Source organism: Microvirga tunisiensis, from assembly GCF_009296175.1.
Classification (GTDB): domain Bacteria; phylum Pseudomonadota; class Alphaproteobacteria; order Rhizobiales; family Beijerinckiaceae; genus Microvirga; species Microvirga tunisiensis.
The window spans coordinates 1-4,090 of record NZ_VOSK01000469.1 but is presented as its reverse complement, the minus strand read 5'-3'; the positions used below and the strand labels follow the sequence as shown (position 1 = coordinate 4,090).

4 protein-coding genes are annotated in these 4,090 nt (G+C 63.4%); all 4 read right to left on the bottom strand.

The genetic code is table 11. The features are described 5' to 3' along the window. Nucleotides 1-182: 182 nt before the first annotated feature. Nucleotides 183-800, bottom strand: coding sequence for a 30S ribosomal protein S4 (rpsD, locus tag FS320_RS39500; RefSeq protein WP_152717863.1), 618 nt, complete (start codon nt 798-800; stop codon nt 183-185). A 218-nt stretch (nt 801-1,018) separates the two neighbouring features. Beyond that, entirely contained in the window at nt 1,019-1,891 is an 873-nt protein-coding gene (gene murI, locus FS320_RS39495; RefSeq protein ID WP_152717861.1) for a glutamate racemase, read from the bottom strand. Nucleotides 1,892-1,900: 9 nt separating this feature from the next. Next, nucleotides 1,901-3,103 carry an alpha/beta hydrolase family protein gene (locus FS320_RS39490; RefSeq protein WP_152717858.1) on the bottom strand — a complete coding sequence of 401 codons (1,203 nt, stop codon included), beginning with the start codon at nt 3,101-3,103 and terminating at the stop codon, nt 1,901-1,903. Nucleotides 3,104-3,168: 65 nt separating this feature from the next. Continuing rightward, entirely contained in the window at nt 3,169-3,903 is a 735-nt protein-coding gene (locus tag FS320_RS39485; RefSeq protein ID WP_152717856.1) for an RNA methyltransferase, read from the bottom strand. Nucleotides 3,904-4,090: the final 187 nt, after the last annotated feature.

The window sequence follows — 4,090 nt, the reverse complement described above, 5'->3', positions numbered from 1 at the left end:
GGTTTTGCTCCACGCTTCCTTCAGACCCCACCTCGCGGTGGCGCCCTTGCGCTTTGCTAACCCTTCGCCGCCATCAGGCTGGGTAGAGGACTTGCACCTCCAAGCTGTCGAACATGCTCGGCACACGAAAAAAGGCCGCCCACTGGGCGGCCTTTCCGTATTCGAAATCGGCTGTTCGCGAATTAGCGCGAATAGAACTCGATCACGAGATTCGGTTCCATCTGGACCGGGTACGGCACTTCCGACAGGGTCGGGATGCGCGTCACGCGGGCCGTCATCTTGGAATGATCGACCTCGATGTAGTCCGGAACGTCGCGCTCGGCGAGCTGGCTGGCCACGAGGACGACCTCGAGCTGCTTCGACTTGTCCTTCACCTCGATCACGTCGCCGGCCTTCACCTGATAGCTCGGGATGTTCACGCGGCGGCCGTTGACCTTCACGTGACCGTGGTTGACGAACTGACGGGCGGCGAACGGCGTCGCGACGAACTTCGAGCGGTACACGACCGCGTCGAGACGGCGCTCGAGCAGGCCGACCAGGTTCTCACCGGAGTCGCCCTTCAGGCGGATCGCCTCCGCGTAGTAGCGGCGGAACTGCTTCTCGGTGATGTTCGCGTAGTAGCCCTTGAGCTTCTGCTTGGCGCGCAGCTGCGTGCCGAAGTCGGACATCTTGCCCTTGCGGCGCTGACCATGCTGGCCAGGACCATATTCGCGGCGGTTCACAGGGCTCTTCGGGCGGCCCCAGATATTCTGACCCATGCGGCGGTCAAGCTTGTGCTTGGCCTGAATGCGCTTCGACATCGCTGTTCCTCTTTGTTGTCGAATTTGCGAGGAACGCGCCCTCCTCTTCCCATCATGCCCGAGGAGGCCCAAAGGGCCGTCTCGAGGGACGGGACGACAGGCCGACTTAGAGCCGGGCCACGGGAGCGTAAAAAGTTACGCGGCCCGTGAGGACCGCGTGAACGGGAGGCATTTAGGCGGAAAAGGCGGGAAAGTCAATCAGAGATAAACCCATTCCCTCAGCCCACGAGCAGCGGCATGTCCTCGATAGCCACGAGCGGCAGCCCTTTCTCCTGCAAGGCTCCGCGAAGGGCAAGGCTGATCCCGGCTCCGCTCGTGAACATGGCGATGGCCTCGTTCTCATCGGCCTCATGGCCGGGAACGGGTTGGCCGATCAGCTGCATCACACGGCGGGCGATGGCCGGAGCCGGGTCGATCCAGGTCACGGGCCAGGGCGCCAAGGCCTGAAATCGCGAGAGCAGCAGCGGGTAATGGGTGCAGCTGAGGGCCACCACGTCTGTCCTGCCGCCTGTATCCTCGACGAAGCAGGGACGTAGCTCATTCAGCAGTTCTTCGTCCCGGACAGGACTGCCCGCAAGCTCCGCCTCCGCAAAGCCGGCGAGGCGGCGCGAGCCGACGAGGTTGACCTTGCAGCCCGCCGCATAGGTCTCGATAAGATCGCGGGTATAGTCCCGCGCCACGGTGGCCGGGGTAGCGAGAACGGAGATGTAGCCCGTCCGCGTTGTCTGGGCCGCCGGCTTGATCGCCGGAACGGTGCCGACGAACGGAATGGAGAATCGTTCACGCAGATAGGGAAGCACAAGGGTCGATGCCGTGTTGCAGGCCACCACGACGATATTCGGATCATGAAGGCCGATCAGCCGCTCCATCACGGCCACGACCCGCTCCGCCAGAACCGCCTCGCTCAGGCGCCCGTAAGGAAATCCCGCATCGTCCGCTGCATAGACATAGCGTGCATCCGGGCGAACCTTCAGGATCTCGGAGAAGACCGTGAGGCCGCCGAGGCCGGAATCGAAGACGAGGATAGTGGGGACGGGAGACGGCATGATGGCAGGATTATAGGTTGCCCCTGCCAGAAGATCGACACGCATGACTAACCCTTACGAACGCGAGTTGGTGAGAAAGTCCGACAATCCTTGCCTGGTTTCCGGGGGCGCCATGTTCAGTCTGCGACGCGGGCCCCGCTCCTCCTTGCTCTCTGGCCCCTCTCCTTTCGGCATTTGTGCCGAGAGGCGCTTGACGGGCCAGCCGTCGCTCCAGGTGCTCATGTCGACGAATTTGGGATCGCGGAGGAGTGCGGTGGCATCCTTGCCGGCGAAGGCCGCTTCGGAGGCGATATCGAAGGTTTTCCAGAAGGCGAGGAAATCGAGCGTATCGGTGCCGTTGTTGCCGAGCTGCTGGGTCAGGATAGTCTGCGGCCCGCTGAGTGCCATGTCGGCGCTCCAGCGCCAGGTGTTCCTCTGCTTGGGATCGCGCGGCGGATCGGGTGGCAGCTTGATGGCGGAGGCGTCGTAATCGGCCTTCGGTGACCCAGGGGACGCGAGCGTCGCCGTCAGAGCCGGGAAGCCGTGATCGTCGGACGCTGCCCGCATGAACAGCTTGCGGGTCGAGGGAACGGCGCGGGCCTGCTGGAGGAGCAAACGGGAGGCCCGATCGCTCGGCAGATAATCCCTGTCGCCGCTCATGGCGATGATCAGGGTTGCCGGATCGACAGCCGAGAGATCCCGCAGGAGGATGCCGCGCTCCTTCTCGTTGGAGGCGATGCCGCCCGGCATCAGGCCGAAGATCAGCTTCGGCACGGGAACCTTGCCCGAGCTCACCCCGGCCGCAAGATTGAGTGCGATCGGCACCCCGGCGGAATGGCCTACGAACGCGACCCGCTCCATGTCAGGCTTGGCATTCAGATCGTCCGCCAGCGCTGCAAGAGCGCTCTGGATCAGGTCTTCGGCGAGGTTCGAGGCGTCGGCAGGACGGGAGCGGTTCACGTCCTGGAAACGGGGAAAGAGCACGAGAAGGCCCTTGCGGGCGAGATGATCGATCCAGCCGCCATAGAGGCCCGGATTCACGGCGCCCCATGAATGAAGGAACACCACGACGGGACGCGGCTTCGAGGGGGTATCGGCTCCATGGAACACGAACGTCCCGGCGCTCGCCGTGCCGATGGCCCGCTTCACCACCTCGGTCGACTTGTAGTCGCGCCCGCCAGGCCCCTGCTCGGGCTGCTGCGGCGGCGTTGCCGCGTGAGCCCATGGGGCGGCGAGAGAGACGCCAAGGAGCAGAACTGGCAGCAGGGAGCGGCGCATCGTCGTCTCGAACTCCAGGGTCAATCGGGCAGATAGGGCCCAATTGTTATAAAGCCACGATTTGATTAAGGCTTTCTCAACCTGCGCCCTTCGGCAAGGGCGCGAATCGCCCCGCGCAAAGTCCGGACTTCCTGCTCCGACATTTCGAGGCGGTGAAAGATGTCCCGCATGTTGCGGGTCATGGTCGGCTTCTTGTCCTCAGGGTAAAAATTCACCGCATCGAGTTCGGTCTCGATGTAGTCGAAGAACGACGTCACCATCTCGCGCGGCGCCGGTGGAGAGATCCTGCCGCCCTCGAAGGGCAGCGCGCCTCCGGTGGCGAGCTTGTACCATTCATAGGATACGAGAAGGACGGCCTGGGCGAGATTGAGCGAGGAGAATTTCGGGTCGACCGGGAAGGTGACGATGGCATCGGCGAGCGACACCTCGTCGTTCTCGAGCCCCGTGCGTTCGCGTCCGAACAGGATGCCGACGCCTTGCCCTGCCCCGACGCGCCGGTGCGCCTCCGTCATGGCCGCATCCGGCGCGAAGACCCGCTTCATCTGTCCCCGCTCGCGGGCCGTGGTGGCGAAGACGAAATTCAGATCCGCAATGGCCTCGCGGGCCGTGTCATAGAGCTTCGCCCCTTCCAGTACATGGGTCGCACCGGAGGCGGCTGAATGCGCGCCCTTCTTGGGCCAGCCATTGCGCGGCGACACAAGGCGCAATTCCGACAGGCCGAAATTGGCCATGGCCCGAGCCACCATACCGATATTCTCGGCCAGTTGGGGTTCCACGAGGATGATGATCGGACGGGTCATTGAGGTTCGGTCAGATTGGATGAGCGCTGCTCTCCCATAGCGTCAAAACCGATGTCACGACTAGATCCTTAGCACAGTGATTTTGACGGTTTGACACCGCCAAGCTCGTGCTGCGGACTTCGCATCTGGTACCGAGGCCCCGTCCAATGGGGATCAATCCACTTGCAGATCCCGCACCGCTTCGAAG

Coding starts and splice junctions, on each gene's coding strand:
- FS320_RS39485 (WP_152717856.1), bottom strand. CDS start 3,903: ATGACCCGTCCGATCATCATCCTCGTGGAACCCCAACTGGCCGAGAAT.
- rpsD (WP_152717863.1), bottom strand. CDS start 800: ATGTCGAAGCGCATTCAGGCCAAGCACAAGCTTGACCGCCGCATGGGT.
- FS320_RS39490 (WP_152717858.1), bottom strand. CDS start 3,103: ATGCGCCGCTCCCTGCTGCCAGTTCTGCTCCTTGGCGTCTCTCTCGCC.
- murI (WP_152717861.1), bottom strand. CDS start 1,891: ATGCGTGTCGATCTTCTGGCAGGGGCAACCTATAATCCTGCCATCATG.